Origin of the sequence: Streptomyces sp. NPDC004732 (assembly GCF_040609235.1) — a bacterium.
Lineage (GTDB): Bacteria > Actinomycetota > Actinomycetes > Streptomycetales > Streptomycetaceae > Streptomyces.
On sequence record NZ_JBEXJR010000011.1, the window covers coordinates 184,256 to 210,866 of the forward strand.

Below are 26,611 nucleotides of genomic sequence, written 5' to 3' on the forward strand. Positions count from 1 at the left end.
TTCACGCCCCGAGGTGAGCCAGCAGCTCGTCACCCGCCGGGTACGTGCGCTCCTCCGGCAGCAGCCGCGCCGCCGCTGCCAGCCCGCTGTCGCTCCCTTCCCGGACCAGGCCGTGGATCTCCCGCGCGCGGTCGGTGACGTCCGTGATCGAGACCGTCCACTCGTCCGCGAAGCGGCGGGACGCCTCGCCGGACAGGCCCAGTTGGAGGGAGCGGTGGGGGAGGGCGGTCAGGTGGAGGTCGCGTTCCGGGTCCCACTGGACGCGGGCGGGGGAGCGGTGCAGGTCGCGCTTCCAGGCGGCCCGGTCGGGGTGGAGACCGCGGACGTAGTGCGAGAGGCAGGCGTGGCGCAGCGCCCAGTCGAAGCCCTCGCAGGTGATCTCGACCGCCAGGACCGTCTGCTGGCCCTCCTTGGTGGCCCAGCCGCAGCGGTACATCATCCAGAGGAAGGACGGCTTGATCCAGGTCATGCGGTCCCGCTTCCAGGCGGCGGGAAAGCGTCCGGTGCGCGCCGCGGGGACGCCGAGCTCCGGGGCGTACGCCTGGTAGACGGTGATGGTCGTGTCGGTGTGCAGGGCGCGGATCCGGTGGTTCATGGGAGATCAGCGTGCCGCCGCGGAGGACGGGCCGCCAGCGAATTACGGTCGCCGGGTGCGGCCCGTCCGTCCGATCCGGTCAGAAGTCCACCCTGGTCCGCTCGTCCAGCCGCGCCACCGAGTCCTGCGCGAACTCCTTCTCGTAGTCGCTGCGGATCTCCTCGATCTGGACGTCCCGCTTCTTCGCCTCGGTCGTCGGGTACAGCAGGATCAGTTCGTACGAACGCTCGCGCTCGATCTTGCCGTTGGAGTCGCGCCACTGCCCGCGCCCGTCCTGGATGGTGAGCCCGTCGGGGAAGCCCGGCGTGACCTCCTTGTCGATGAAGGCCATGAACTGCTTGTCGGTCACGGCGGGCCCGCCGTCGGGCCGTTCCGTGCCGAAGAAGAGCCGCGTCTCGTTGAAGGGCTTGCCTCGGGCGACGGTCGACGCGGCGGCCGACGAGGCGGGCGCGGGCTTCGCCCCGTCGTCCAGCGAGGCGTAGGCGGCCGGAGCGCCGACGGCCAGCACGGTGGTCGCCGCCGCGGCCACGGCGAGCCGGGTGCCGGAGATGCGGGGGAAGGCGAAGGCCATGGGGATTCCCTTTCCGGGGAGGGGGGGGGGCAGGGGCACCGGCTCCCGCGCACACGGGACACGGGAGCCGTAGATCCGTAACGGCGGCAAACCGTAGCGGACCCGGGTGCACCCGATGCCCCTTCTTCCGGCGTTATGGCCTGATTGGCCCCACACCGGATTCACGCGGGCGTGACACGCCCGTACCCAGCCGGTACGTCGTGAGGTCCCGCCACCCCTTCCCCGGGCCGTCCGTCACGATCAGCTGCACGCTGCTCACGTGGCTGGTCAGCGGGAGGGCCGGGGCGAGCCTCGACTCCAGCGCGTCGTAGGCGGCTTCGCAGGTGTCGGGGCCCTCGTCGTTCGCCAGGGTGAGGTGGGGTGCCAGGGGCGGGGTGAAGATGCCGCGGTACGGGAGCGCCTGTGGCCAGTGGTCCGTGAGGGACTCGGTGAGGGCGCGTACGGGGGCCTCGGGGGTCGGCGCGAGGTACAGGACACCCGGGTAGCGGCGGAACTCGCTGAAGGTGAGGGTGAAGGCGGGCCGGGCGGCGAAGAGGTCCGTCAGGTCGGTGTGGGTGGCCGGGGTGAAGCGGGACTCGTTGAGGAACGGGTAGAGCACCGTCACGTGGGCCGGGAAACCGGCCCGGACCAGGGGGTTCGCCTCGGGGATGCGGATGGTCAGGGCCGTGTCGCCGGGGAGGTCGGGCCAGCCGTGCGGCTCCGCTTCCCCGGCCTCCGCAGCCCCGGCCCCCTCCGGGCGTGCGTGTGTCCCGGTGCTCACTGCGCGCGGCGCAGGTGTGCCGCGAGGTGGTGCTGCAACGGCTGGCCCACCGCCGCGAGATCGTGGGTGAACGTGAGCGTGCCGTCGTCGGTCAGCGTGTAGCGGCGGCGGGTCGCGGTGACGTCCTTGGCGGTGGGGGTGAGCGCCACGTCGTGGGTGGCGAGGTCGACCGTGCCCCCGGCCGCGTGGCCGACCGCGATCTCCGCGATGCCGGTGGGCTGGGTGACCAGTGCCTCCACCCGGCCGTCGGGCTGCAGCCGCCACCAGCCGCTCTCCCGCGCCGCGGGACGCAGCGGGGCGTCGTCGGCGTCGAGCAGCCAGGCCCTGGCCTCGTAACGGAGGAAGGGGCGGCCGTCGTGGCTGAACGTCACCTCCTGCGCGTACGTGAACTCCGCGGGCAGCGTGGGGTATTCGCCCCGGCCCCGGCCGTGCCACCGGCCCAGCAGACCGAGCACGGGCGTGAGCAGCGCGTGCGGGGCGGGCGCCGCCGCGTCCGGGCTGTGGCTCTCGGGGTACGGGTACGGCTGCTCCGGCGCGGAGTCGAACACGGTGGGGCTCCTGGCGGCTGACGAGGGACGGCTGGTGAGGTGACGGGAGCAACCTTAGGGCTCGCGCCCCGCCGAACCCACGTGCGCCGCCCACTCGCCACCGGCACCACGTACGCCCCCGGCACCACGCACGCCGCCGATACGCCCCTCAGCTCCCCGCTACGGCTGGATCTGTATCCACACCGGCGCATGGTCCGACCCCCGCGCATCCCTCCGTACCGCCGGGTCCCCCTCCTCCACCGACGGCAGCGCGTTCGCCGCGGCGCCCGGCGCGCCCGTGCCCGCCCCGCGGACCTGGTCCATCAGGCCGCGGCTCACCAGGACGTGGTCGATGAGTTCGCGGCGGCCCGCGTGGATGCGGGAGAAGCGCTGGTCGGCCGGGATCAGCGGCGCCACGTTCCACAGCCGCGTCGCGTCGCCCTTGTCCGGGCGGTCGAAGCCCGGCGTGCCGATCTCGGAGCCGGGCGGGCCGAGCAGCATTTGCGTCGTCGCGGCCCCGACCTCGTCGTTGAGGTCCCCGAGCACCGCGACCCGGTGCTCCTGGCCGTCGTTCCGCAGCCGCTGGTCGGCGAGTGCGCGCACCGCGGTCGCCTCGGCCGCGCGGCGGTACAGGGCGTAGGCGCCGTACCGTGCGCGCTCGCCCTCGTCGCGCGGGAAGAAGCGGCCGCCGGGGTAGGTGAGCAGCTTCGACTTGAGGTGGCAGACGACCGCGTCGAAGAAGAACGCCCGGGTCGACACCGTCACCGCGAGGATCCCCCGCCCGGCCCGCGCCGTCGTCCGCCCCGAGTCGTCGGTCTGCACCGGCCGCACCGGGTCGGGGAGGCCGACCTCGTCGGCGACGACGAAGACGGGCAGGCTGGTCAGGAAGCCGACCCGGATGCCCCGGTCGTCCGCGTGCTGCGAGAGCGTGACGTGCCAGGTGCCCTCCAGCATGCCCGCCAGATCGTCGAGCGCCGCCGGGTCGCCGACCTCCTGCACACCGAGGACGCTCGGCCGCAGCGCGGTGACCGTCGCCGCGAGCGAGGCCAGCTTCGCCTCGTACGCCGCCTTGTCCTTGGGGCCGAACGGCCCGCCGGGGCGGTAGAGGTTCTCCAGGTTCCACGTGCCGATGATCATCGCCGACTCCCTCGTCCGACTCCCTGGTCCGTGTCCCCTCGGCCGATCGGCGGGTGGGGCCAGCGTGCCCGCGAAACCGTCCCCGCGACAGGGCCGCCGGATGCGCACTCGCACTACCTTGAAGAGATGACGCCGCCTCCTCCGCAAGGCCCCGCCGACCTCGTCGTCACCGGCTGCACCGCGCTGACCCACGATCCGCAGGGGGAGATCGTCTTCGTCGAGGACGCCACGATCGTCGTACGGGACGGAACCATCGCCTCCGTCACGGCGGGCGGCCCGAAGGCGCCGCCGGGCGCCGTTCACGTCGACGGCCGGGGCACCGTCGCCCTCCCCGGACTCGTCAACTGCCACACGCACACGCCGATGGTGGCCCTGCGCGGCCTCGCCGAGGACCTGCCCGCCCACGCGTGGTTCAACGACTGGATCTGGCCCGTCGAGTCCAATCTGACCGACCGCGTCGTCGGGCTCGGCGCGCGGCTCGCCTGCGCCGAGATGATCCGCGCCGGAGTCACCACCTTCGCCGACCATTACTTCGCCATGGACGAGGTGGCCGCCGCCACCGCGGAGAGCGGCCTGCGCGCCGTCCTCGGCCAGGCCTACTTCAGTACGCAGGGCCCCGAAGGGCGCGCCGCCTCCCTCGACTTCGCGCTCCGGCAGCGGGGCGCCGCCGACGGCCGCATCACCACCTGCCTCGCCCCGCACGCCCCCTACACCGTCGACGATGCCGACCTCGCCGCGACCGCGGAACTCGCCGGGGAACACGGCCTGCTGGTCCACATCCACGCCGCCGAGAACCGCGAGCAGACCGCCAACAGCCTGGCCCGCCACGGCCGCACCCCCATCGAGGTCCTGGAGCGCGCCGGACTCCTCGACACCGATGTGCTCCTCGCCCATGTCACCGGCCTCGATCCCGCCCGCGACCTGCCGGTCCTGCGCCGGGCGGCGGAGCGCTCCGGCGGACGCGTCGCCGTCGCCTCCGCGCCCCGCGGCTATCTGAAGTTCGGCTGGGACACGACGCCCGTGCGGGCGCTGCGCGAGGCGGGCGTCCCGGTCGGCCTGGCCACCGACGGCGCCGCGTCCAACAACACTCTCGACGTGTGGGAGTCCATGACGCTCACCGCACTCGTCCAGAAGTCCGTGGAGCGCGACCCCACCTGGCTCACCGCCCGCCAGGCCCTGGACCACGCCACCCTGCAGAGCGCGCGGGCCGTCGGGCTCGGCGAGGAGATCGGGAGCCTCACCGAGGGGCGGCAGGCCGACATCGTCCTCGTCGACATCACAGGACCGCACACCCAGCCGGTGCACGACCTCGCGGCCACGCTCGTGCACAGCGCGCGCTCCGGCGACGTACGCACCACGATCGTGGCCGGGCGGGTCCTGATGCGCGACCGCGAGCTGCTGACCCTCGACGTGCCCTCCGTCGTCGGCGAGTTGAGCGGACTCCTGCCCGAACTCGTCGACCGGAGCCACGGGAAGCGGATCCAGGAGTACGAGGGGTAGGGGCCGAGGGGGCGGGGGCGGCTGCCTAGGGTGGGAGGCATGGCCACGACGAAGACACAGGGGACGGACCAGGCCCCGGGGAATCAGGACGAGCCCGCACGCCGGGACCCGGCCGAGGGGCTCGTCGACGACCCGTACGCGGTCTGTGCACGGCTGCGCGAAACCGCCCCCGTGCACCGGATCGCGGGCGCCGACGGAAGCCCCGCCTGGCTCGTCACCCGGTACGACGACGTCCGCGAGGCCCTCGCGAACCCGCTGCTCTCGCTCGACAAGAGCCACGCCCTGCCCGGCGGTTACCGCGGCCTCGCGCTGCCGCCCGCCCTCGACGCCAACCTCCTCAACATGGACCCGCCGGACCACACCCGCATCCGCGGCCTGGTCGGCCGTGCCTTCACCAGGCGCCGCGTCGAACGGCTGCGCGCACCCGTCCGGCGCACCGCCGACACCCTCCTCGACGCCGTCGCACCCCTCGGCCGCGCCGACCTCGTCGCCGCCTACGCCGCACCGCTGCCCATCACCGTCATCTGCGACCTCCTCGGGGTGCCGGACGGGAGCCGCCGCGACTTCCGGGAGTGGACCGACGCCCTCCTCGCGCCCGACCCCGCACACCCGGAGAAGGCGAAGCAGGGAGTCGTCGCCATGCTCGGCTTCTTCACCGGGCTCATCGCGGAGAAGCGGCAGAGCCCCGACGACGACCTGCTCTCCGACCTGATCGCGGTGCGGGACGCGGGGGACCGGCTGAGCGAGGACGAGCTGATGTCGCTCGCCTTCCTCATCCTCTTCGCCGGGTACGAGAACACCGTCCACCTCATCGGCAACGCCGTGCTCGCCCTCCTCGACCACCCGGACCAGCTCGCCGCGCTGCGGGCCGACCCCGCCCGGCTCCCCGCGGCCGTCGAGGAGTTCCAGCGCTACGACGGGCCCGCACCGCTCGCCATCCGCCGCTTTCCCCTGCGGGACGTCACGATCGCGGGCGTCACCGTGCCCGCGGGCGAGACCGTGCTGCTCTCGATCGGCTCGGCCAACCGCGACCCCGGGCGCTTCCCCGACCCCGACCGCCTCGACCTCGACCGCGCCACCGCCGGACACGTCGCCCTCGGCCACGGCATCCACCACTGCCTCGGCGCGCCCCTCGCCCGCCTGGAGACCGAGATCGCGGTCGGCGCCCTGATCGAACGCTTCCCGCGCCTCGCGCTCGCCGTCCCCAGGGACGACATCCGGTGGCGCCCGTCGATCCGTTCCCGGGGTCTGCTCGAACTCCCGGTGACCCTCTGAAAGTTCTCCGGAACTTCTTCGCCCGCGAGCGATGAGTTCCGGGAAGCCCGCCGGTCCACCCTTCGCAGACGTATGCGCCCGACGGGTGGAGGAGACACACCATGGGACTTCCGGAGATCGTCACGCGCGAGGAGTGGCTCCTCGCGCGCGAGGAGCTGCTGGCCAAGGAGAAGGCGGCCACCCGCGCCCGCGACGCGCTCAACGCCGAGCGGCGCGGGCTGCCGATGGCCGAGGTCGACAAGGAGTACTACTTCGACGGCTCCGACGGCAAGGCGACCCTGCTCGACCTCTTCGACGGCAGGGACCAGCTGATCGTCTACCACTTCATGTTCGCCCCCGAATGGGATGCGGGCTGCCGCAGTTGCTCCGGTTTCCTCGACCAGATCGGGCACCTCGCGCACCTGCGGGCCCGGTCCACGAACTTCGTCGCCGTGTCGCGCGCGCCCTTCACCAAGCTGCTGACGTTCAAGGCCCGGATGGGCTGGACCGTGCCCTGGTACTCGACGAACGGCGGCGACTTCAACTACGACTTCCTGGCGTCCTCGCCCGAGGAGCCCCACGACGTCCCCGCGATCAACTGCTTCCTGAGGTACGGCGACCGGATCTTCCACACGTACGCGACGTTCGCCCGCGGCCTGGACGGCATCGGCTCCACCACGAGCCTCCTCGACCTCACCGCGCTCGGCCGACAGGAGGAGTGGGAGCTGCCCGCGGGGCGTGCGTCGGTGTACGGGGCTCCCGCGGGCAGCGCGCGGGTCAGGTACCACGACGAGTACGAGCACTGAGCGGACGGAGCCGGGCACCGGAAGGTCCAGGGGAGAACCCTGGGAAATGCCCCAACTCCGTCTCGATTCCGTCACGTTGCGCATCCACGGGCCCGTCCCGCGCGTTCTCCTCGATACAGAGTCTTCGGACAGCGCACGCAACGGAACGACAACGGGGGACAGGGATCATGATGAACGAGCGAGTGGTACTGGAACGTTTTCCCGCGGGCGGACCGCGCGGATCGTGGCCCGCGGAGGAGTTCGCGCGGGACCGGCGCCAGGAGGGCCAGCCCGCCGAGGTCGTCATGGACCTCGCCTCGGACGCCTTCCTGGTGATCGTGCGCGGGGAACTGGCAGCGGCAGCGTAGGGAACGCTCGGGGGAGGGTTCAGGGGCGCGGGGAACTGCGCGACAAGCCCCCACCTACCCGCAGCCAGGCAACCGCCCCAAGGCCCCCCGAACCCCACACCGCCCAACCCAGCGGAGCGCTCACGCGCTGAGGGCCCGAGACCACCCCGGCGTGGTTCCCGTCACCCGGCACAGCGCCAGATACAGCGGAATCGGCGGTGTATAGGGGACGTCGTCCGCAGGACGATTGATGAGCACAGGACGGCAGTCCGCGTCCCGCACCACCGCCCCCGCCGAGTAGGCGGCAGGAGCGGGCCACTCCATGGCGACGTCGGAGTCCGCGGGCACGATCCACCACCAGCGCGCCCCGTCCTCGTACACACACCCCACGCGGGGCAGCCGGGACATCAGCCGGGGCCCGAACGCCGCGGGCACCGCCACCGCGTCGCAGCCGAGCGGCTCGGTCATGCCCGCGGGGAGATCGAGCCGCAGGAGCGGCGGTGTCGATCTCCCGGCGCGCTGCCGCCGTCGCGACAGACGGACCAAGGTGTTCAGATCCAACGGCCGCACCGTACCCGCGCTCACATGCCCCCCGCCCGTGCCACTGCCACGCTCGATCGTTCCGTTCTGTGCCGCTGTGCTTCGATGCCTCTACGCGTACGCCGTCGTCGTCGCCGACGATCCCGTCCGCCGCAACTCCGCCCACACCGTCCGCCCGATACCGGGCCCCGCGTCGTGGACGCCCCACGCGCTGCTCACCGCGTCGACAAGAAGCAGCCCCCTCCCATGCTCCTCGTCGGCCCCCCTGTGCACCGGGCGCGGCATCCCTGAACCGCGGCCCTCGTCACGTACGGCTATTCGCAGCTTCTCCGGATCTGCGCAGAGCTCGCAGATGATCCGCCGGCTCGCGGTGTGCACCACGGCATTGGTGACCAGTTCGGAGAGAACGAGTGCCGCCGCGTCGCAGGCGTCGTCGTCGCTCACCGCCCACCCGTCCAGCTGCGTACGCATCAGGCGTCTGGCCTGTGCGACGGAGCCCGGACGAGGTGCGAGAGCGAAACTGACGCAGACCTCGGCGTCCTCGGGCCGGGCCTCGGCGAGATCGCCAAGACGGCCTCCGGCGGCTTCGGTTCGTAACGGCGCGGGCGGAGTCACGCTCTCCACTATCGCCCCGCCCAGAACACCTTGGCAAGACCCACTCTGAAAAGTGCACAGTGGCGTGTTCCTTCGTGACGGCGCATGGCACACTGCTCGCTACAGCTCGCGGTGCGGTGTGAGTTGAAGCAACGCGGAGTCAGGTGGAGGTAGGAGACGTGAGCGAACCGCGGTCCGCGCCGACCGTCGGCCAGGTCGTTCTCGGTCGTCGCCTGCAGGACCTGCGCGAGAGCGCGGGCCTGAAACGCGAGGAGGCAGCGAAGATCCTGCGCGTCGCCCCCGCCACCGTCCGGCGGATGGAGACGGCCGAGGTCGCGCTGAAGATCCCGTACCTCCAGCTGCTCCTGAAGTCGTACGGAATCGCGGACGACGAGGCCGACGCCTTCGTCATGCTCGCCGAGGAGGCCAACAAGCCCGGCTGGTGGCAGCGGTTCCACGACATCCTGCCCGGCTGGTTCAGCATGTACGTCAGCCTGGAAGGGGCCGCCAGCCTCATCAGGTCGTACGAACCCCACTTCGTGCCGGGACTCCTGCAGACCGAGGAGTACGCGCGCGGAGTGATGCGCTCCGGCGCCATCGGCCAGACCAGGCCCGCGGACATCGAGCGGTATGTGGCGCTGCGCATGGAGCGCCAGGCGCTGCTCACCCGTGAGGACGCGCCCCGCCTGTGGGTGGTGATGGACGAGACTGCGCTGCGCAGGCCCGTGGGCGACGCGGAGGTGATGCGGGGCCAGGTCGACCGGCTGCTCGAAGCCGCCGAACTGCCCCATGTCACGCTGCAGGTCGCGACCTTCGCGGCGGGTCCGCATCCCGGCACGTTCGGACCGTTCGTGCTCTTCCGCTTCGCCATGGCGGAGCTGCCCGACATGGTCTACAGCGAGTACCTGACCGGCGCCGTCTACCTCGACGCGCGCACCGAGGTGGCCACCCACCTGGAGGTCATGGACCGCATGGCGGCGCAGGCCGCCACCGCACAACGCACGAAGGAGATCCTTCGGGACCTCCGCAAGGAGCTGTGACATGGACCGACACCGATCCGGAACGCGCCCTGCCGGTCCGCGTTCACCCGGGGCCCGCGACGACTCGCGCAGCGAGATCAGGGAATCCCGGATCTACAACGGCATGCCCGCCCGCGACCTGGGCACCGAGGGCTGGCACAAGCCCTGGAGCGGCGGCAACGGCGGCAACTGCCTGGAGGCCATGAAGCTGGCCGACGGACGGGTGGCCGTGCGCCAGTCCGCCGACCCCGACGGCCCCGCGCTCATCTACACGTTCGGGGAGATCAACGCGTTCATCCAGGGGGCAAAGGCGGGCGAAGCGGACTTCCTGCTGTCGTGACCGCGTGACGTCCCCCGTTCATCCGCTGCTTGGAGTTCGCATGACCGACTCGTCGTACATCGACACGAGTAAGCCGCACCCCGCGCGGATGTACGACTGGTTCCTCGGGGGCAAGGACAACTACCCCGTGGACGAGGAGATGGGGCGGCAGCTCGTCGCCATGGACGGGCGGGTCCTGACGACGGCGCGGGCCAACCGGGCGTTCATGCAGCGCGCCACGCGCTGGCTCGCCTCCCAGGGCGTACGGCAGTTCCTGGACATCGGCACCGGCATACCGACCGAGCCGAACCTCCACCAGATCGCCCAGGGGATCGCCCCCGAGACCCGCGTCGTCTACTGCGACAACGACCCCATCGTCCTCGCCCACGCCGCCGCGCTGCTGCGCTCGACCCCGCAGGGCGTCACCGAGTACATCCAGGCGGACTTCCGCGAGCCGGAGCGGATCCTCGAAGAGGCCGCCAAGGTCCTCGACCTCGAACGGCCCGTGGCCCTCTGCCTGGTCGCGCTGCTGCACTTCATCGCGGACGAGGACGGCGCGTACGACCTGGTGGACCGGCTGATGCGGGAGCTGCCGCCCGGCAGTCACCTGATGCTGTCGCACGGCACGGCCGACTTCACCCCGGACACGGCGAAGCAGGCCGGTGAGCTCTACAAGGCGCGTGGCATGACGCTGGCGCTGCGCACCCAGGCCGAGGTGGAACGCTTCTTCGAGGGGTACGAGCTGGTGGTGCCCGGAGTGGCGGTCCTCGACCGGTGGAAGCCGGAGCTGGGCGAGTGGACACCGGAGTCGGCGGAGGGTCCCACTCCGGGGTACGGCGCGGTGGCGCGGAAGCCCTGACGGTGCCGGGCGCCGCCCCGGTCACGCCGTCATCGGGCGGTCGTGCGGTGTGATCGGCGACGGGAGCTCCGTCGAGCCGGTCAGCCAGCGGTCCACCGCGGCCGCCGTCGCGCGGCCCTCCGCGATCGCCCAGACCACGAGCGACTGGCCGCGCGCCGCGTCGCCGGTCGCGAAGACGCCGGGGACGTTCGTCGCGAAGTGCTCGTCGCGGGCGAGGAGCGCACCCCGCCCGTCGAGGTCCACGCCGAGCTGGTCGAGCAGGCCGCCCGTCGTGCGGTCGGGGCCGGAGAAGCCGAGCGCGAGCAGGACCAGGTCGGCCGGGAGCTCTTGATCCGTGCCCGGCAGGGGGCGCCGGGCCGCGTCGACCTCCGTGAGGTGCAGGGTGCGGACGTGGCCCGAGGCGTCGCCGCCGAAGCGGAGCGTGGACGCCGCGAACAGGCGCGCGTCGGTGCCGGTGCCCGTGCCGGTCCCGGTGTCGGCCGCGGGGGCGGTCCGCAGCTCCCCGGCCTCTTCGTGCGCCGGGGAGAGCCGGTGGACCTTCGGGTACGTGGGCCAGGGCTCCGTCGCCTCGTCGCGGGACACGTCGGGGCGGGCGTAGATGTCCAACTGCGTGACGGTCGCCGCCCCTTCGCGGATCGCCGTGCCCAGGCAGTCGGCGCCCGTGTCGCCGCCGCCCACGATGACGACGTGCTTGTCGGCGGCGCTCAGCGGCGATGCGGCCAGCTCCCCCTCGCACACGCGGTTGGCGAGCGGCAGATACACCATGGCCTGCTCGATCCCGGCCAGCTCCCGCCCCGGCACGTCCAGGTCCCGCCACGCCGTGGCCCCGACGGCCAGCACCACCGCGTCGTACCGGCGGCGCAGCTCCGCCGCGTCCACGTCCCGCCCGACCTCGGTCGACGTACGGAAACGCACGCCCTCGGCGGCCAACTGCCCCAGCCTGCGCTCCAGATGGACCTTCTCCATCTTGAAGGCCGGGATCCCGTACCGCAGCAGCCCCCCGGGCCGGTCGTCCCGCTCGTACACCGCGACGGTGTGCCCGGCGCGCGTCAGCTGCTGCGCGGCCGCGAGACCCGCGGGCCCCGATCCGACGACGGCGACGGTCCGGCCGGAGAGGCGCTCCGGGGGCCGCGGCGGGGCGAGGCCGTCGGCCCAGATGCGGTCGGCGACGGCGACTTCGACGTTCTTGATCGTCACGGCGGGCTGGTTGATGGCGAGGACGCAGCCCGCCTCGCACGGGGCGGGACAGAGCCGCCCGGTGAACTCCGGGAAGTTGTTCGTGGCGTGCAGCCGCTCCGCCGCCGCGTGCCAGTCGGCACGGGAGACCAGGTCGTTCCAGTCGGGGATGAGATTGCCGAGCGGGCACGCCTCGTGGCAGAAGGGGACCCCGCAGTCCATGCAGCGGTCCGCCTGCCGTTCCACGATGGGCAGCAGCGCCCCGGGCACGTACACCTCCTCCCAGTCCTGGACCCGCTCCGCGACGGGGCGGCGCGGCCATTCCTGGCGGGAGGTGGTGAGGAAGCCCTTGGGGTCGGCCATGGCCGTCTCCCTCGCGCAGGCTTTCTTGTCACCATACGACGGGTCGGGCCGCGGCGCCCGGCGCGCGGACGGGGGCCGGGAACCGGCCGCGGAGGTCAGGTCAGGGCAAGGATGAAGGACGCGGTCGCGGCGAGTGACGCGACGGTGCGGACGTGGTTCCACGCGGTCCACTCACTGACGTACGTACGCCAGTACGCGGCGCCCTCCGCGCTGTCCTCGTCGACCTTGGCGAGCGCGTCGTTGCGCGGCACGTTCGCCGCGATGGTCACTCCGAACGAGCCGACGAGGTACAGCGCGCTGCCGAGCAGCAGCTCGACCGTGCCCTCGTCCGGCCAGAGCACGAACGTCACGACGGCGAGCACTGCGCAGAGCGCCGCGGCCCCCATGAACACGGCCATGAACGCCGGGGTGACCGCGGCGACGTTGATGCGGTTCATCGCGGCTATGCCCTGGGCCGGAGGCAGCGCGGCAAGGCCCTTCATCACGAAGGTCGAGAATCCGGCGAAGACACCCGCGGCGAGGCCGCAGGCGAGCGCCCCGAGCACGGCGAGCACGAAGTACGGTCCGTCGATCATGACAACTCCCGTGGAGACTGGGGCGGTTACAGCGGATGGCGGGCAGCGAGTGATCCTGCAACCCGGCGCCCCGTCACCACAAGTCAATTCCCGCAGGCCGACGAATGCCATACGCGACGGTCGCGGCCGCATGCGCCGTCGTCTCGGGGGAGGGGGGAGGGGGCTGTGCCCTGCGATCTACGGCCTCTGCGCGCGCCATCCGTGCAGGGTCGTCTGCACCGTGGCGGCGATCCGCCGCCGCGCCTCCCCGCGGGGCACCCCGCTCATCAGCAGCCGGTCGTACGGCGTGGCCGTGTGGCGCACCGCCGCCGCGACCGCGGCCGTCACCGCCCCCTCGGACAGGGCCCGGCCCGCCGCGCTGCGCCCCACCCGGCCGCTGCCCCGCACCGAGGCGTGCGCGGCGATGGCGCGGGCGCGGTCCAGGGGGCAGCCGGGGAAGAGCCGGTGGATCTCCGCGGCGAACGCCTCCGTGAACCGGACGTCCTCCGCGGCCCGGCGCGCCGCGTCGCGGGACCGGCGCCGCGCCCTTGCCTCCGCGTCCGCCAGGCAGCGCTCCTCGGCGCGGACGAGCGCGGCCTCCTCGACGAGGACGCCCTGCCGCTCGTACCGGGCGCGGCGCCGGTGGAAGCGGACGACGACCGCCGAGAGCCCGCTGCCCTCGCGGGCCCGGCGGGTGAGCGCCGTGTCGCCGCGCGGCAGGTACACGAGGTGCCCCAGGTCGGCGCAGTCCAGGCAGCGCGGCTCACCGGCTTCCAGGGCGACCAGCGGAAGCGGTCCGGCGTGGCACTCCGCGCAGCGCCGCCGCTTCAACGGCTGGAAGACCACGAGTCCGGCGCGGGCGGCAGGATCGGCAGAGTCGGCGGGGGCGCCGGGGGATACGGGGGAGCTCGCCATGCCCCTCTCATCCCCGCGACCGCTCCCGGCGAAGCCGCACCGCCGCCCTTGAGGCCCCACCGCTTTCCCGCAGTCGTGGCGGCGCCCGGCATCATGGGCCCGTGCGACTCGAACCGATCACCTGGGAACGCCTGGCCGACACCCTCGCCGACCGCCTGCTCGACCTGAAGACGGCCGACGGGGGCGCCTGGCCGCGCATCGCCGTGGACGGAGCACCGGCCGGGGGTACCGGTGAGCTGGCGCGCCGGGTGGCCGACGCGCTGCGGCTGCGAGGGCGGAGCGCCCTCGTGGTCGGCACGGAGGGCTTTCTGCGGCCTGCGTCGCTGCGGTTCGAGTACGGCCACGAGGACGTGGAGGCTTACTACAGCGGGTGGTTCGACACCGGCGCGCTGTGGCGGGAGGTCTTCGGGCCGCTCGACCCCGGCGGCACGGGGCGGGTCCTGCCCGACCTGTGGGACCCGGCGGCCGACCGCGCGACCCGCAGTCCGTACGTGCAACTGCCGCCCGGCGGGCTGCTGTTGCTGCACGGGCCGCTGCTCCTCGGCCACTGGTTCCCGTTCGACCTGACCCTGCACGTGCGGCTCTCGCCGGGTGCCCTTGCGCGGCGCACGCCGGAGGGCGAACGGTGGACGCTGCCCGCTTTCGAACGGTACGAGACGGAGGCCGACCCCGCCGCCGCGGCCGACGTGGTGGTGCGGGCGGACGACCCGCGGCATCCGGCGTGGAGCGGGTGACCGGGCCTCGACAGGCTCCGGATGCGTGCCGACGGGCCCGCCGCGAGAATGAGGAGCGCCGGGACCAGCCGCGCCTCCGCGCCGCGCCGGACACTGCCCGGCCACGGGAGGTAGTGATGACCACCGCCGGAGACATCATGCACCGGGGTGCCCAGTGGATCCCCAAGCACGAGACCCTGGACCGCGCCGCCCAGCTGATGCGCGAACTCGACGTGGGCGCGCTGCCCATCAGCGACGAGAACGAACGGCTCTGCGGCATCCTCACCGACCGCGACATCGTCGTCGGCTGTGTGGCCATGGGACACGACCCGTCCCGGATCACCGCGGGCGACATGGCCAAGGGCACGCCGCGCTGGATCGACTCGGGCGCCGATGTCGACGAGGTCCTGCGGGAGATGCAGGGCCACCAGATCCGTCGGCTGCCGGTGATCGAGAACAAGCGGCTCGTCGGCATGATCAGCGAGGCCGACCTGGCCACCCACCTCGACGACGACCAGCTCGCGGGCTGGGTCGAGAGCGTGTACGCCAGGAGCTGACCCTGCTCCTCAGAGCCAGCCGTTCCGCCGGAAGCCGCGGTACAGCGTCACACAGGCCGCCGCGATCAACGACATGACGAGCGGATAGCCGAACCGCCAGTGCAGTTCGGGCATGTGGTCGAAGTTCATGCCGTACATCCCGCAGACCATCGTCGGCACCGCGATGACCGCGGCCCAAGCGGTGATCTTCCGCATGTCCTCGTTCTGCGCGACCGTCACCTGGGCCAGGTGCGCCTGGAGGATCGAGTTCAGCAACTCGTCGAAGGCGGCGATCTGTTCGGTGGCACGCTTCAAGTGGTCGTCGACGTCCCGGAAATAGGCCTGTATCTCCGGGGCGATGACGCGCATCGGCTGGGTGGCGAGCACCTGGAGCGGACGGCCCAGCGGCACCACCGCCCGCTTCAGTTCGAGCAGTTCGCGCTTGAGCTGATAGATCCGGCCGGGGTCGGCCCGCGCGCCGTCCGGGGCGAACACGTCCGTCTCGACCTGGTCGATGTCCGACTGCACGGCGTCGGTCGCCGCGAGATAGTCGTCCACCACGTGGTCCGCGAGGGCGTGCAGGACCGCGGCCGGGCCCTGGGCGAGCTGGTCGGGCGCCGCTTCGAGCTCCTCGCGCATCGGGCCGAGCGAGCCGTGCCTGCCGTGCCTGACCGTGATGACGAAGTCCCGGCCGACGAAGACCATGATCTCGCCGGTGTCCACCACCTCGCTGGTCGCGGTCAGTTCGGTGTGTTCCACGTAGCAGACGGTCTTGAAGACGGCGAACAGCGTCTGGTCGTACCGCTCGACCTTCGGGCGCTGGTGCGCGTGCACCGCGTCCTCCACGGCGAGGGGGTGCAGGCCGAAGAGCTCGGCGATGTCGGCGAACTCCGCCTCCGTCGGCTCGTGCAGCCCCAGCCAGACGAAGCCGTCACCGGTCTTGCGGATGCGCTCCACCGAATCGACCAGATCGCGGTCCGGCGGCTGGCGCACGCCTTCGCGATACGTCACGCAGTTCACCACCGAGGAGCCCAGCGGGGAGCGGGACGGGTGGCTCAGGTCGACACGGCCGCCGCGGCGGGCCAGCCGCGCGACCTTCCGGAGGCCGCCGACCCCGCGCAGGCCGCCGACCTTGCGCAGGCTTCCGACCTTGCGCAGATTGCCTGCCATCGACATGTGGGCTCCTCGCACCGACGATTTGGCGTGCCAGTCTGCCAGTACGTTCCGGCAGCTCGCCAAGGCCTGGGGGAACGGAGAACTCCGTTCCGGATTGCCCGGTTCTGCCTCCCGGGAGCAAGCGGGACAACTGGGATGATCTCCGCATGACGCGAATCGACGGTCATCTCCTCGACCCCCGGCAGTACCCAGGACCCCGTCAGCTCTCCGACCACCGTCAGCTCTCCGACGCCCGGCAGCCCGGGGCGCGGTCGTGCGCCGACGCCTTCGCCGCCCTCTTCGACCCCACGACCTTCGGGCATGTCGAACGCCTCGGCATCGGTCCCGGCTGGCGCTGCTGGGAGGTCGGGGCGGGCGGCACCTCCGTGATCTCGTGGCTCGCCAAGCGGGTCGGCCCCACCGGACGGGTCCTGGCGACCGACATCGACACGTCGTGGCAGACCCGCGCCGCACGCTCGCCCCTCGAAGTACGGGTCCACGACATCGCGGCCGACCCGCCGCCGGTCGGGGGCTTCGACCTCGTGCACGCGCGGCTCGTCCTGGCGGACGTGTCCGACCGGGAGCGGGCCCTGGCGTCGATGCTCAGGGCGCTGCGGCCCGGCGGCAGGCTGCTCGTCGAGGAGCTTGACCCCGCGCTGCAGCCGCTGGCCTGCCCCGACGAGCACGGCCCCGCCCAGGAGGCGGCGAACCGGCTGCGCCACGGGGTGCGCGCGCTGCTCACGGAGCGGGGCGCCGACCTCGCGTACGGGCGCAGGCTGCCCCGGCTGCTGCGCGACGCGGGCCTGCGCCAGGTCGCGTCCGACGTGTACTTCCCGCTCTCCTCCCCGGCCAGTGCGGCCCTGGAGACGGCGACGCTCCAACAACTGCGCCCGGAGCTGACCGCCGCGGGCCTGGCCACGCCCGAGGACATCGACCACCACCTGGCGAACGCCGCGTCGGGCACCCTGGACCTGGCGACGGCGCCGCTGATCTCGGCGTGGGGGAAGAAGGCGTAGCGGCTGAGGGGGGAGGCATACGGGGGCGCGGTGCGGTCCCTCATGCCCCGGCCCTCGGCCGCTCGGCCCCCCCGGTCCCCGGCCCTCGGCCCCCGGGCTCCGGGCTCCGGGCTCCGGTTCTCGTCCCCCGGCCCTCGGCCCCCGGGCTCCGGCCCTCGGTCCCCGGGCTCCGGCCCTCGGTCCCCGGGCTCCGGCTCTTGGCCCCGGGCTCCGGCTCTTGGCTCCGGGCTCCGGCTCTTGGCCCCGGGCCTCGGGCTCCGGTTCTCGTCCCCCGGCCCCCGGGCTCCGGCTCTCGGCCCCGGGCTCCGGCTCTCGGCCCCGGGCCCCGGCTCTCGGCCCCCGGGCTCCGGCTCTCGGCCCCGGCCCCCGGCTCCCGGCCCCCGGGCTTCGGCCCCCGGCCTCCGGCCCCCGGGCTTCGGCCCCCGGCCTCCGGCCCCCGGGCTCCGGTCCTCGGCCCCCGGGCTCCGGCTCTTGGCCCCGGGCCTCGGCTCTTGGCTCCGGGCTCCGGCTCCCGGCTCCCGGGCCTCGGCCCCCGGCCCCCGGCCCCGGGCCTCGGCTCCCGGCCCCCGGCCCCGGGCCTCGGCTCCCGGCCCCCGGCCCTGGGCCCCAGCGGAGTGACGCTCCCGCGTGGTCGTCACTTCGTGAGCCCGGCCCCGGGCGCAGGGGGGCTTACGTCACCGGCCCCGGGTCCGGTGGTCTGCCGCCGATGAGCTCGACCGCCCGGGCTCCCGCGACGCACCCCTCCGCCGCCGCCTCGCGCAGCCCCGCCCCGGCCAGCCGCGCGGCGAGGAACGCGCCGGTGAACGCGTCGCCCGCGCCCGTCGAGTCCTTCGCGCGCGCGGGTGGCGCCGGGACCCGGCCAAGGACCTGGCCGTCCTGGGCCACCAGCGCGCCCTCCGCGCCCAGCTTGACCACCACGGCCGGGAAGCGGTGGCTCAGCTTCGACGCCGCGTCCGCCGGGTCGGGCAGGCCGGTGAGCAGCTCCGCCTCGTCCCGGCTCGGCAGCAGCACGGCCACCCCGTCCACCGCCGACAGGAACCGCTCTGCCCCCGACTCCGCGAGGAACCCCGCCGACGCGGGATCCACGCTCACCGGCACCCCGCGCGCGGCGGCCGCCGCCAGCGCCGCGCGGGCGGCCGCCCGACTCGGCTCGGCGAAGAACAGATAGCCGGAGAGGTGCAGCAGGGCCACGCCGTCGAGGTCCCTGGGCGACCAGTCGGCGGGGGAGAGCCGCAGCGCGGCGCCGCTGTCCGTGAGGAACGTCCGCTCCGCGGCGGCGCCCTCGTCCACCAGGCAGATCACCGTCCCCGTCGGCGCCCCGGCATCGACGACGAGCCGGGGCCGCACCCCCGCGCGCGTGAGGGCCGCCTCGTGCCACGCCGCGGAGTCGGCGCCGACCCGGCCGATGAGCCGGACATCGGGGCTGCCCCGATGCGCGGCCCAGCAGGCCACGTTGGCGCCCGCGCCGCCCGGCACGGTGCGGATGGCCGCGGCGGTGTCGGTGCCCGGCGAGAGCGCGGTCCGGTGCCTGGCGACGATGTCGGTGACGACGTCCCCGACGACCAGCAGGGCGTTGGGAGCCGTACGCGGCGGCAGGCCCGTGCCGGGCTCGTCGGCGACCGGTCCGTCGGGCGCCCGTCCGTTCAACGCCCGGCCCAGGCCGTCGCGATCCGCCCCGCGAGCCGCACATTGCCGCGGACCGCCGCGAGATTGGCCTCCAGTGACGCGCCCCCGGTGCGCCGCACCAGTTCCCCGAGCAGGAACGGCGTGATCGCCTGCCCCGTGATGCCCCGCTCCTCGCAGGCCGCCAGCGCTTCGGCGAGCACGCGCGCGTGGAGTGCCGGATCGAGCTGCTCGGCACGCGGCACCGGATTGGCCACGATCAGCGCCGCGTCCGGGCCGCCGAGTGCGTCCTGGGCCCGTATCACCTCGGCGACCTCGTCGGGCGTGTGCAGCGTCCAGTCCACCGGATGCCCGGAGTCGGCGAGGTAGAAGCCGGGGAAGCGGTCGGTCCCGTACCCCGCCACGGCGACGCCCAGCGTCTCAAGCCGCTCCAGGGTCGCACCGACGTCCAGGATCGACTTCACGCCCGCGCACACCACCGCGATCCTGGTGCGGGCGAGCAGCCCCAGGTCGGCCGACTCGTCCTGCGCCTGCGTCCACTGCCGGTGCACCCCGCCGAGCCCGCCCGTGGCGAACACCCGCACGCCCGCGCGGGCGGCGAGCAGCGCCGTGGCCGACACCGTCGTGGCGCCGCTCGCGGCCGTCGCGACGGCGAGGGGCAGGTCGCGGTGGCCGAGCTTGCGGATGCCGTCGTCGTGCGCGACGCGCTGCAGCTGGTCCTTGGTCAGGCCGACCCGCGGGACGCCGTCCAGTACGGCGATCGTCGCGGGGACGGCACCCTCGTCCCGTACGACCGCTTCGAGCTCCTCGGCCACCTGGAGGTTGCGCGGCCGTGGCAGGCCGTGCGCGATGATCGTGGACTCCAGGGCCACCACGGGTCGTTGCTCCGCGACCGCCGACCGCACCTCTTCGGACACCACCAGCACGGGCCTGCCTCCTGCCTGTCGGGTCTCCCCTCATCCCTGGCGGGCGGCGCGTTCCGGCAAACCCCCGCCGCCGGGGGGCCGCCCGGCCCCGGGCTAGGGTGACCGGCCATGACCACGAATGATCAGACTGTTTCGTCTTTTGCCGTGCACATTCCGGATGTTGAGCTGGAGGTCGAGCCGCTCGACCCGGCACAGATCGTCTCCGGAGCCCCGGTGGTGACCGGCAAGGTGCTGTGGGAGTCCGCCGACGGCAAGCAGCTGCGCGGCATCTGGCAGATCACGCCCGGCGTGGTCACCGACACCGAGGCCAATGAGCTCTTCGTGGTCGTCAGCGGCCGCGCCACCGTCGAGGTCGAGGGCGGCGACACCCTGGAGGTCGGCCCTGGCGACGCCGCCGTGCTGCGCGAGGGCGACCGCACCACCTGGACCGTGCACGAGACGCTCCGCAAGGCGTACCACATCACGCTCCCGTGACCGCGCCGCACACCTTCTCTCACACGTTCTCTCACGCCTTCTTGAGTGACCGGCGGACGGCGAGCGCGGCCATCGGCAGCAGCACGCAGACGCCGACCAGGTTGAGCCAGCCGTAACTCGCCCGCGCGACGATCAGCCCCGCGGCGGCGCCGCCGATGCCCGCCGCCGCGTTCATCGTGAGGTCCGAAAGGCCCTGCACGGCCGCCCGTGCGGGCTGCGGCACCGAGTCGGTGAGCAGCGCCGAACCGGAGACCAGGCCCGCGGACCAGCCGAGGCCCAGCAGGAAGAGCCCCGCGGCGGTCTGGCCGTGGCTGGGCCCCGCCGTGCCCGCCAGCAGCGCGGCGCAGCACAGCAGCCCCACCGCGAGCCCGATCACGGAGAGCCTGCCGAACCGGTCCGCGAGCCAGCCCATCACCGGCGAGAACGCGTACATGCCCGCGATGTGGCCGCTGATGACCAGCCCGACCAGCTGCAGGTCCGCGCCGTGATGCCCCAGGTCGACCGGGGTCATCACCATGATCGAGACCATCACGGTGTGCGAGGCGGCCACCGTCACCAGGGCGAGGCGTGCCATCGGCGATGCGGCCACCGCCGCGATGCCTGCCTTCAGTGAGCGGCTCTGCGCGGTCCCGCTCTCCTGCGGTGCCAGGGCGCGGGCCGTGAGCAGCGGATCGGGCCGCAGCAGCACCGCCACCACCAGGGCGGCCACCGCGAAGATCCCGGCGGCGAAGAGGAAGGGACCGGCCTCCTTGGGGATGGCGGTGTCGGTGAAGATCCGGCTCGTGGGCGCGGAGATGTTCGGGCCGAGCACGGAGCCGATGGTCGTGGCCCAGATGACGTGGGAGATGGCACGCCCGCGCCGGTCGGGCTCCGCGAGGTCGGCCGCGGCGAACCGGGCCTGCAGGGTCGCCAGCGAGCCCGCGCCGAAGGCCGCCATGCCGAGCAGCAGCAGGGCGAAGCTCTCGACGACCGAGGCGAGCACGACGATCCCCGCGCCCAGCGCGCCGATCACATACGCCATGACGAGCCCGGCACGCCGTCCGCGCGAGTTCATCAGCGCGGCCAGCGGCAGCGAAAGGAGGGCCGTGCCCGCCACGGAGGCCGTCGGCGCGAGGCCGGACAGCGCCTCCGTCCCGCTCACGTCGGTGGCCAGCATCGGAGCCAGGGCGATGCCGATCGGCACCCCGAGGCCGCCCAGGATCTGACTGGCGATCAGTACCGCGTTGGTGCGGCGACGCAGCGCGGGCAGCGCCTCCGGGCCGGGTATGTCAGGGGCGTCCACGGTCGAAGTCACTGACGCAGTGTGTCAGGACGTTCGTACGGCCGAAACAGCGAACAGTCGGACAGGGTTCTGTCAGAACAGTGGCTGGGGGAGCACCCCTTCCAGGGCGAGCAGCTGCCGCTTGGTCTCCAGGCCGCCCCCGAAGCCGCCGATTCCGCCGTCGCTCTCCACCACGCGGTGGCACGGCACCACGACCGGCAGGGGGTTGGCGCCCATCGCCAGGCCCACGGCCTGGGCCGCACCGGGTTGGCCGACGCGCCGGGCGAGGTCTCCATAGCCCACCACTGCGCCGTACGGCACGCCGGAGGCGAGCTCGCGCAGCACCCGGCGGTTGAAGCCGGTGATCAGGGACCAGTCGAGCGCCAGCTCGAAGTCGTGCCGCTCGCCCGCGAAGTACTCACGGAGCTGGCCTATCGCCTCGGCGAGCAGGGGCGAGTCCGGTGCGTGGACCGGCTCGGCGCCGAGGCGGGCGCCGAGCCGCTCCAGGGTCTTGTCGCGCACCGCCTCCGTGGCATGGAAGCCCACGGTGACCAGGCCCTCGCCGGTCGCGACGAGCAGCAGTGGACCGATGTCGCTGTCGACGACGGCCCATACGGCCGCACGCTGGTCCTGCGCCATGGCGTTCATGTCGACCACCGTACGACCGCCCACTGACAACGCGGGTCCGTCAGTCCTCGCGCAGCGCCTTGCGCACGACGTCAGGCGTGTTCGTGATGATTCCGTTCACGCCGAATCCCGCCGCCCGCTTGGCGCTCGGGGCGTCGTTGACGGTCCACGTGAAGATCTCCAGCGGCTTGCCGTGCGGGCCCTTCAGGGCGTGGATCGCGGAGACGTAGGCGGCCGAGATAGACGTGTGCGTCGAGTTGATCTGGTCGGCGAACCGCGCGTACTCGGGCAGGTCGGCGACCGAGGGGGTGCCGAGGAAGCCGGTCTTCACGTCGGGGCGCAGCTTGTGCACCGTCTTCACACTGTCCGCACTGAAGCTCTGGATGACCAGCTTGCTCTGCACGTGGTGCTTGTCGAGCCAGCCCTCGTTGCGCAGGATCCGCAGGCCCTGCTTCTCGATGCCCGGGTACAGCTCGGGCTTCTTGAACTCGAAGACCAGCTTCTGGTGGTTGTGCGACACCCTGCGCATGTACTGCTTCAGGGTCGGCACGCGCTGGCCTGCGTACTTCGGGCTGAACCAGCTGCCCGCGTCGAGCTTCGCTATCTCCGCCGCCGTGAAGTCCGCGACCTTCCACGGGGCACGGTCGGGGTAGACCTCCTCGACGTTCGTCGTGCGCTTCAGGGTGTCGTCGTGCACGATCACCAGCTCGCCGTCCTTGGTGCGCTGGACGTCGTTCTCCACCCAGCGGAACCCCATGTCACGGGCCTTGTCGATGGCTGCGAACGTATTCTCCGGAGCGTAGGCCGAGGCGCCGCGGTGGGCGACGACCAGCGGGCGGTCGTGCTGGGTGCTCGGCGCCGGGGTCTGCGCGGTGGCGGTGGCGGTGGGGAGGACGAGTGCACCGGCTCCCAGAAGGGCAGCGGTGGTGGCGGCAGCACGTGCGTACACGGGTACTCCTCGCGTCGTGTGATCGCGGACTGCTCCAAAGTGACAGTCCACGGCCAACGGGAGACAGGTGCAGGATGGCCACAGGTTGAACGGAGTCATCACCGACGAGGACCCCGCGCGTGGAGATGGCGATTCTTTGCCGGAAAATCGTTCGTAGGTTCCGGGGCGAGCTTTACTCTCTGCCTCAGCCGACGGCCTTTCAGATGGTCGCCGGCAGGGGGTGCATGGGACGTTTTCCGGGCATTCGGGCACAACAGGAGGAAGGGCTTCCGCGCATGCAGGGCACGGTCGACGGGTTCAGCTACGGAGTCGTCACACCGGTAGTGGCCTACCTCATGGCCTGTCTGGGAGGAGCGCTCGGACTGCGCTGCACCACCAGATCGCTCCTCCTCGCGCACTCCTGGCGGCCCGGCTGGCTCGCACTCGGCTCGGCCGCGATCGGCTCCGGCATCTGGACCATGCACTTCGTGGCGATGATGGGCTTCACGGTGGAGGAAGCCCCCATCCACTACGACAAGCCACTGACCTTCGCGAGCCTCGCCGTCGCCATCGTCATGGTCGGCATCGGCATTTTCATCGTCGGCTACCGCGGCGCGACGGGCACCGCCCTCTTCACCGGCGGGACGATCACCGGGCTCGGCGTGGCCACGATGCACTACCTGGGAATGGCCGGTATGCGTCTGCGCGGGACGCTGGAGTACAACACGCTGACCGTCGCCGCGTCCGTGGTGATCGCCATGGTCGCCGCGACCGCCGCGCTCTGGGCGGCCGGGCAGGTCAGAGGAATCCTGTGGAGCCTCGGCGCGAGCCTTGTCATGGGCCTGGCCGTGAGCGGCATGCACTACATGGGGATGGCGGGGCTCAGCGTCCATCTGCACGGCTCGGGCGCCGCGCCGCCCGGTGACTCGCCCGCCGAGATCCTCGCGCCCATGATGATCGGGCCGCTCGCCTTCCTGCTCCTCGCGGGCGTCATCGTGATGTTCGACCCGCTCATGGTGATGGGCGGCCAGGCGGACGTCAGGAACCCCGCGAACGGCAACCGCGCCCGGCAGTCCTACCCCGTCCCGCGCTCCGGCGACCGCCACGTGCCCGCCGCCCGCCGCAGGACCCGGCCCCGCTCCCGCACCCGCCCCGGCTCCCGCACCCCGCAGAACTGGTGAGCGGGCGCCCGGCGCCGGTGAGCCGCTGAACGGCCGGTCCGGCCCGGTTGTCAGTGCGGGGTCGTACGGTGGATTCCATGCGGCCCGTATCCAAGATCGAACGCACGGTGGCACCTTTCGAGGTCGTCAGTCCGTACCAGCCCAGCGGCGACCAGCCGGCAGCCATCGCCGACCTTGAGCGGCGCATCCGTGCAGGTGAGAAGGATGTCGTCCTGCTCGGCGCGACCGGCACCGGCAAGTCGGCCACCACCGCATGGATGATCGAGAAGCTCCAGCGCCCCACCCTCGTGATGGCGCCGAACAAGACACTGGCCGCCCAGCTGGCGAACGAGTTCCGCGAGCTCCTGCCGAACAACGCCGTCGAGTACTTCGTCTCGTACTACGACTACTACCAGCCGGAGGCGTACGTTCCGCAGTCGGACACCTACATCGAGAAGGACTCCTCGATCAACGAGGAGGTGGAGCGCCTGCGCCACTCCGCCACGAACTCGCTGCTGACCCGCCGTGACGTGATCGTGGTCGCCTCCGTCTCCTGCATCTACGGCCTCGGCACCCCGCAGGAGTACGTGGACCGCATGGTGCCCCTGAAGGTCGGCGCGGAGATCGACCGCGACCAGCTCCTGCGCCGCTTCGTCGACATCCAGTACACGCGCAACGACCTGGCGTTCACCCGCGGCACCTTCCGCGTCCGCGGCGACACCATCGAGATCTTCCCGGTCTATGAGGAGCTGGCCGTCCGCATCGAGATGTTCGGTGACGAGATCGAGGCGCTCTCCACCCTGCACCCGCTCACCGGCGAGGTCATCAGCGACGACGACCACCTGTACGTCTTCCCGGCCTCGCACTACGTAGCGGGTCCCGAGCGCCTGGAGAAGGCCGTCACCGGCATCGAGAAGGAGCTCACCGAGCGCCTTGCCGAGCTGGAGAAGCAGGGCAAGATGCTGGAGGCCCAGCGCCTGCGCATGCGCACGACGTACGACTTGGAGATGCTCCGCCAGATCGGCTCCTGCTCCGGCGTCGAGAACTACTCGATGCACTTCGACGACCGCGAGCGCGGCACCGCCCCCAACACCCTCCTCGACTACTTCCCGGAGGACTTCCTCCTGGTCCTCGACGAGTCGCACGTCACGGTCCCCCAGATCGGCGCGATGTACGAGGGCGATGCCTCCCGCAAGCGCACCCTGGTCGACCACGGCTTCCGGCTGCCCTCCGCGCTGGACAACCGCCCCTTGAAGTGGGAGGAGTTCCTCGGCCGCATCGGTCAGACGGTCTACCTCTCGGCGACCCCGGGGAAGTACGAGCTCTCGCGCGGCGACGGCTTCGTAGAGCAGATCATCCGCCCCACCGGCCTCGTCGACCCCGAGGTCGTCGTCAAGCCCACCGAGGGCCAGATCGACGACCTCGTGCACGAGATCCGCACGCGCACCGAGAAGGACGAGCGCGTCCTGGTCACCACGCTCACCAAGAAGATGGCCGAGGACCTCACGGACTACTTCTTGGAGCTCGGCATCCAGGTCCGCTATCTGCACAGCGACGTCGACACCCTGCGCCGCGTGGAGCTCCTGCGCGAACTGCGAGCCGGTGAGTACGACGTCCTGGTCGGCATCAACCTCCTCCGCGAAGGGCTCGACCTGCCCGAGGTCTCCCTCGTGGCGATCCTCGACGCCGACAAGGAGGGCTTCCTGCGCTCCGGCACCTCCCTGATCCAGACCATCGGCCGCGCGGCGCGCAACGTGTCGGGTCAGGTCCATATGTACGCCGACAAGATCACCCCGGCGATGGAGAAGGCCATCGAGGAGACCAACCGCCGCCGCGAGAAGCAGATCGCGTACAACAAGGAGAGGGGCATCGACCCGCAGCCCCTCCGCAAGAAGATCAACGACATCGTGTCGCAGATCGCCCGCGAGGAGGTCGACACCGAGCAGCTCCTCGGCTCCGACTACCGCAAGTCGAAGGCCGCGAAGGCCCCGGTGCCCTCGCTCGGCGGCGAGGCGGGCAAGGCGGCCAAGGCGGCGGCACCCGCCAAGGGCAAGGGCAAGGGAAAGAAGGGCGCGGAGACCGTCCCGACCGACCGCCCCGCGGCCGAACTGGCCGAGCAGATCGACGAGATGACAGAGCGCATGCGCGCGGCCGCCGCCGACCTGCAGTTCGAGATCGCCGCCCGGCTGCGTGACGAGGTGTCGGAGATGAAGAAGGAACTGCGGCAGATGCGGGAGGCGGGCCAGGCCTGAGGCCGTGACGACGGGGCCGGGAAACACGCCTGGGGCCCGAGGAACGGCGTACTGCCCGGTCTGTTGCAAGACCGCCACAAAGTGCGGCCCGGAGTGCTGCTCCGCAGGTCGGAGTGCATAGGGTG

At 72.5% G+C, this 26,611-nt stretch carries 29 protein-coding genes; 13 read left to right on the top strand and 16 right to left on the bottom strand.

Annotation, left to right across the window (positions count from 1 at the left end):
- Position 1: 1 nt before the first annotated feature.
- From ABZV77_RS31315 to ABZV77_RS31335, 5 genes are all read right to left on the bottom strand, one after another.
- Complete coding sequence (locus ABZV77_RS31315) at positions 2-595, bottom strand: DUF4291 domain-containing protein (protein ID WP_356264033.1); 594 nt, start codon at positions 593-595, stop codon at positions 2-4.
- Between the two features lie 79 nt (positions 596-674).
- The gene (locus tag ABZV77_RS31320) at positions 675-1,166 is read right to left on the bottom strand and encodes a DUF3574 domain-containing protein (protein ID WP_356264036.1); all 492 of its coding nucleotides are present in this window, start codon (positions 1,164-1,166) and stop codon (positions 675-677) included.
- Positions 1,167-1,299: 133 nt separating this feature from the next.
- Positions 1,300-1,926 carry a 2'-5' RNA ligase family protein gene (locus tag ABZV77_RS31325; protein WP_356264039.1) on the bottom strand — a complete coding sequence of 209 codons (627 nt, stop codon included), beginning with the start codon at positions 1,924-1,926 and terminating at the stop codon, positions 1,300-1,302.
- Positions 1,923-2,474: an FABP family protein gene (locus ABZV77_RS31330; RefSeq protein ID WP_356264042.1), complete on the bottom strand. Its 552-nt coding sequence runs from the start codon at positions 2,472-2,474 to the stop codon at positions 1,923-1,925. The genes ABZV77_RS31325 and ABZV77_RS31330 overlap by 4 nt, the downstream gene beginning before the upstream one ends.
- Before the next feature lie 159 nt (positions 2,475-2,633).
- Positions 2,634-3,590 (bottom strand): endonuclease/exonuclease/phosphatase family protein, encoded by a 957-nt coding sequence (locus ABZV77_RS31335; protein ID WP_356264045.1) that lies wholly within the window; start codon positions 3,588-3,590, stop codon positions 2,634-2,636.
- A gap of 126 nt (positions 3,591-3,716) precedes the next feature.
- On the opposite strand from ABZV77_RS31335, the gene ABZV77_RS31340 reads away from it, so the two are divergent.
- The 4 genes from ABZV77_RS31340 to ABZV77_RS31355 all read left to right on the top strand — a co-directional run bounded on the left by ABZV77_RS31340 (position 3,717) and on the right by ABZV77_RS31355 (position 7,497).
- A complete protein-coding gene (locus ABZV77_RS31340; RefSeq protein WP_356264048.1) occupies positions 3,717-5,090 on the top strand; it encodes an amidohydrolase in 1,374 nt (457 codons plus the stop codon).
- 39 nt (positions 5,091-5,129) lie between these two features.
- Positions 5,130-6,365 carry a cytochrome P450 gene (locus ABZV77_RS31345; protein ID WP_356264051.1) on the top strand — a complete coding sequence of 412 codons (1,236 nt, stop codon included), beginning with the start codon at positions 5,130-5,132 and terminating at the stop codon, positions 6,363-6,365.
- 101 nt (positions 6,366-6,466) lie between these two features.
- Positions 6,467-7,150, top strand: coding sequence for a DUF899 domain-containing protein (locus ABZV77_RS31350; protein WP_356264054.1), 684 nt, complete (start codon positions 6,467-6,469; stop codon positions 7,148-7,150).
- 167 nt (positions 7,151-7,317) lie between these two features.
- Positions 7,318-7,497 (top strand): hypothetical protein, encoded by a 180-nt coding sequence (locus tag ABZV77_RS31355; RefSeq protein WP_356264528.1) that lies wholly within the window; start codon positions 7,318-7,320, stop codon positions 7,495-7,497.
- 120 nt (positions 7,498-7,617) lie between these two features.
- On the opposite strand, the gene ABZV77_RS31360 is transcribed toward ABZV77_RS31355, so the two are convergent.
- Together ABZV77_RS31360 and ABZV77_RS31365 are read right to left on the bottom strand one after the other, a co-directional pair.
- The gene (locus tag ABZV77_RS31360; RefSeq protein ID WP_356264057.1) at positions 7,618-8,037 is read right to left on the bottom strand and encodes a hypothetical protein; all 420 of its coding nucleotides are present in this window, start codon (positions 8,035-8,037) and stop codon (positions 7,618-7,620) included.
- Positions 8,038-8,127: 90 nt separating this feature from the next.
- Positions 8,128-8,631 carry an ATP-binding protein gene (locus tag ABZV77_RS31365; RefSeq protein WP_356264060.1) on the bottom strand — a complete coding sequence of 168 codons (504 nt, stop codon included), beginning with the start codon at positions 8,629-8,631 and terminating at the stop codon, positions 8,128-8,130.
- A 158-nt stretch (positions 8,632-8,789) separates the two neighbouring features.
- Between ABZV77_RS31365 and ABZV77_RS31370 the strand changes: the two genes are divergently transcribed.
- The 3 genes from ABZV77_RS31370 to ABZV77_RS31380 all read left to right on the top strand — a co-directional run bounded on the left by ABZV77_RS31370 (position 8,790) and on the right by ABZV77_RS31380 (position 10,807).
- Complete coding sequence (locus ABZV77_RS31370) at positions 8,790-9,650, top strand: helix-turn-helix transcriptional regulator (RefSeq protein ID WP_356264062.1); 861 nt, start codon at positions 8,790-8,792, stop codon at positions 9,648-9,650.
- 103 nt (positions 9,651-9,753) lie between these two features.
- Positions 9,754-9,969, top strand: a complete 216-nt coding sequence (locus ABZV77_RS31375; protein WP_356264515.1) for a DUF397 domain-containing protein — start codon at positions 9,754-9,756, stop codon at positions 9,967-9,969.
- Between the two features lie 40 nt (positions 9,970-10,009).
- Positions 10,010-10,807: an SAM-dependent methyltransferase gene (locus tag ABZV77_RS31380; RefSeq protein WP_356264064.1), complete on the top strand. Its 798-nt coding sequence runs from the start codon at positions 10,010-10,012 to the stop codon at positions 10,805-10,807.
- Between the two features lie 21 nt (positions 10,808-10,828).
- Here the strand turns inward: ABZV77_RS31380 and ABZV77_RS31385 are convergent, their stop codons facing one another.
- The 3 genes from ABZV77_RS31385 to ABZV77_RS31395 all read right to left on the bottom strand — a co-directional run bounded on the left by ABZV77_RS31385 (position 10,829) and on the right by ABZV77_RS31395 (position 13,815).
- On the bottom strand, positions 10,829-12,346 hold the full coding sequence (locus ABZV77_RS31385) for a glutamate synthase subunit beta (RefSeq protein WP_356264067.1): 1,518 nt from the start codon (positions 12,344-12,346) through the stop codon (positions 10,829-10,831).
- Positions 12,347-12,441: 95 nt separating this feature from the next.
- Positions 12,442-12,921 (bottom strand): anthrone oxygenase family protein, encoded by a 480-nt coding sequence (locus ABZV77_RS31390; RefSeq protein ID WP_356264070.1) that lies wholly within the window; start codon positions 12,919-12,921, stop codon positions 12,442-12,444.
- 177 nt (positions 12,922-13,098) lie between these two features.
- Positions 13,099-13,815, bottom strand: coding sequence for a DUF2293 domain-containing protein (locus tag ABZV77_RS31395; RefSeq protein ID WP_356264073.1), 717 nt, complete (start codon positions 13,813-13,815; stop codon positions 13,099-13,101).
- A 101-nt stretch (positions 13,816-13,916) separates the two neighbouring features.
- Here ABZV77_RS31395 and ABZV77_RS31400 point away from each other — a divergent pair, with 101 nt between their 5' ends.
- Both ABZV77_RS31400 and ABZV77_RS31405 read left to right on the top strand, forming a co-directional pair.
- Entirely contained in the window at positions 13,917-14,549 is a 633-nt protein-coding gene (locus tag ABZV77_RS31400; RefSeq protein ID WP_356264076.1) for a uridine kinase, read from the top strand.
- Positions 14,550-14,665: 116 nt separating this feature from the next.
- On the top strand, positions 14,666-15,085 hold the full coding sequence (locus ABZV77_RS31405) for a CBS domain-containing protein (RefSeq protein ID WP_356264079.1): 420 nt from the start codon (positions 14,666-14,668) through the stop codon (positions 15,083-15,085).
- 9 nt (positions 15,086-15,094) lie between these two features.
- Here the strand turns inward: ABZV77_RS31405 and ABZV77_RS31410 are convergent, their stop codons facing one another.
- Complete coding sequence (locus tag ABZV77_RS31410) at positions 15,095-16,240, bottom strand: magnesium and cobalt transport protein CorA (protein ID WP_356264082.1); 1,146 nt, start codon at positions 16,238-16,240, stop codon at positions 15,095-15,097.
- Positions 16,241-16,386: 146 nt separating this feature from the next.
- On the opposite strand from ABZV77_RS31410, the gene ABZV77_RS31415 reads away from it, so the two are divergent.
- Positions 16,387-17,235 carry a methyltransferase domain-containing protein gene (locus ABZV77_RS31415; RefSeq protein ID WP_356264085.1) on the top strand — a complete coding sequence of 283 codons (849 nt, stop codon included), beginning with the start codon at positions 16,387-16,389 and terminating at the stop codon, positions 17,233-17,235.
- A gap of 669 nt (positions 17,236-17,904) precedes the next feature.
- On the opposite strand, the gene ABZV77_RS31420 is transcribed toward ABZV77_RS31415, so the two are convergent.
- Positions 17,905-18,831: a sugar kinase gene (locus tag ABZV77_RS31420; RefSeq protein WP_356264518.1), complete on the bottom strand. Its 927-nt coding sequence runs from the start codon at positions 18,829-18,831 to the stop codon at positions 17,905-17,907.
- Positions 18,832-18,878: 47 nt separating this feature from the next.
- A complete protein-coding gene (locus ABZV77_RS31425; protein ID WP_356264088.1) occupies positions 18,879-19,784 on the bottom strand; it encodes a pseudouridine-5'-phosphate glycosidase in 906 nt (301 codons plus the stop codon).
- Between the two features lie 108 nt (positions 19,785-19,892).
- Here ABZV77_RS31425 and ABZV77_RS31430 point away from each other — a divergent pair, with 108 nt between their 5' ends.
- Complete coding sequence (locus ABZV77_RS31430) at positions 19,893-20,258, top strand: cupin domain-containing protein (RefSeq protein ID WP_356264091.1); 366 nt, start codon at positions 19,893-19,895, stop codon at positions 20,256-20,258.
- Positions 20,259-20,289: 31 nt separating this feature from the next.
- Here ABZV77_RS31430 and ABZV77_RS31435 read toward each other — a convergent pair whose 3' ends face one another.
- Genes ABZV77_RS31435 through ABZV77_RS31445 form a run of 3 tightly spaced genes read right to left on the bottom strand, consistent with a single transcriptional unit; the run spans position 20,290 to position 23,095 of the window.
- A complete protein-coding gene (locus tag ABZV77_RS31435) occupies positions 20,290-21,552 on the bottom strand; it encodes an MFS transporter (protein ID WP_356264094.1) in 1,263 nt (420 codons plus the stop codon).
- Positions 21,553-21,612: 60 nt separating this feature from the next.
- Positions 21,613-22,167, bottom strand: coding sequence for a methylated-DNA--[protein]-cysteine S-methyltransferase (locus ABZV77_RS31440; protein WP_356264097.1), 555 nt, complete (start codon positions 22,165-22,167; stop codon positions 21,613-21,615).
- Positions 22,168-22,207: 40 nt separating this feature from the next.
- The gene (locus ABZV77_RS31445) at positions 22,208-23,095 is read right to left on the bottom strand and encodes a glycerophosphodiester phosphodiesterase family protein (protein WP_356264100.1); all 888 of its coding nucleotides are present in this window, start codon (positions 23,093-23,095) and stop codon (positions 22,208-22,210) included.
- Between the two features lie 275 nt (positions 23,096-23,370).
- Between ABZV77_RS31445 and ABZV77_RS31450 the strand changes: the two genes are divergently transcribed.
- Together ABZV77_RS31450 and uvrB are read left to right on the top strand one after the other, a co-directional pair.
- A complete protein-coding gene (locus ABZV77_RS31450; protein WP_356264103.1) occupies positions 23,371-24,255 on the top strand; it encodes an MHYT domain-containing protein in 885 nt (294 codons plus the stop codon).
- A 77-nt stretch (positions 24,256-24,332) separates the two neighbouring features.
- A complete protein-coding gene (gene uvrB, locus ABZV77_RS31455) occupies positions 24,333-26,486 on the top strand; it encodes an excinuclease ABC subunit UvrB (protein WP_356264106.1) in 2,154 nt (717 codons plus the stop codon).
- Positions 26,487-26,611 lie beyond the last annotated feature (125 nt).